The sequence below is a fragment of the Paenarthrobacter nitroguajacolicus genome, assembly GCF_007786235.1.
Taxonomy (GTDB): Bacteria; Actinomycetota; Actinomycetes; order Actinomycetales; family Micrococcaceae; genus Arthrobacter; species Arthrobacter nitroguajacolicus_A.
This window is the reverse complement of the sequence record NZ_VNFK01000044.1, coordinates 1-1,355: the sequence shown is the minus strand read 5'-3', so window position 1 is coordinate 1,355 and position 1,355 is coordinate 1. Positions and strand designations below refer to the sequence as shown.

Below are 1,355 nucleotides of genomic sequence, written 5' to 3'. Positions count from 1 at the left end.
ACTGCATCTTCACAGCGATTTCAATTTCACTGAGTCTCGGGTGGAGACAGCGTGGCCATCATTACGCCATTCGTGCAGGTCGGAACTTACCCGACAAGGAATTTCGCTACCTTAGGACCGTTATAGTTACGGCCGCCGTTTACCGGGGCTTCGATCAAGAGCTTCGTCCGAAGACTAACCCCATCAATTAACCTTCCGGCACCGGGCAGGCGTCACACCGTATACGTCATCTTACGATTTTGCACAGTGCTGTGTTTTTAATAAACAGTTGCAGCCACCTGGTATCTGCGACTCTCGTCTGCTCCATCCGCAAGGGACTTCACTGATAAGAGCGTACCTTCTCCCGAAGTTACGGTACCATTTTGCCTAGTTCCTTCACCCGAGTTCTCTCAAGCGCCTTGGTATTCTCTACCCGACCACCTGTGTCGGTTTGGGGTACGATTCCTTACAATCTGAAGCTTAGAGGCTTTTCCTGGAAGCATGGCATCAATGACTTCACTACCGTAGTAGCTCGACATCGTATCTCAGCGTTAATAGTGGTCCGGATTTACCTAAACCACCCGCCTACATACTTGAACCTGGACAACCGTCGCCAGGCCCACCTAGCCTTCTCCGTCCCCCCATCGCAATTGTAAGAAGTACGGGAATATTAACCCGTTTCCCATCGACTACGCCTTTCGGCCTCGCCTTAGGAGTCGACTTACCCTGCCCCGATTAACGTTGGACAGGAACCCTTGGTCTTCCGGCGAGGGAGTTTTTCACTCCCTTTATCGTTACTCATGTCAGCATTCGCACTTCTGATACCTCCAGCAGCCCTTACAGACCACCTTCAACGGCTTACAGAACGCTCCCCTACCCCACATACCCTAAGGTACGTAGCCGCAGCTTCGGTGTATAGCTTAGCCCCGTTACATCTTCCGCGCAGGCCGACTCGACCAGTGAGCTATTACGCTTTCTTTAAATGATGGCTGCTTCTAAGCCAACATCCTGGCTGTCTGAGCCTTCCCACATCGTTTCCCACTTAGCTATACTTTGGGACCTTAGCTGGCGGTCTGGGTTGTTTCCCTCTCCACGACGGACGTTAGCACCCGCCGTGTGTCTCCCGGATAGTACTTACTGGTATTCGGAGTTTGCAAAGGGTTGGTAAGTCGGGATGACCCCCTAGCCTTAACAGTGCTCTACCCCCAGTAGTATTCGTCCGAGGCGCTACCTAAATAGCTTTCGGGGAGAACCAGCTATCTCCAGGTTTGATTGGCCTTTCACCCCTAGCCACAAGTCATCCGCTAATTTTTCAACATTAGTCGGTTCGGTCCTCCAGTTGATCAATGAGCGGGAAGTGGATACCACCTTGCTCA

1 rRNA gene is annotated in these 1,355 nt (G+C 51.9%); it reads right to left on the bottom strand.

From position 1 onward, the window contains the following. Nucleotides 1–1,355: ribosomal RNA gene (locus FQP90_RS22895) — 23S ribosomal RNA — on the bottom strand; the annotation flags it as partial.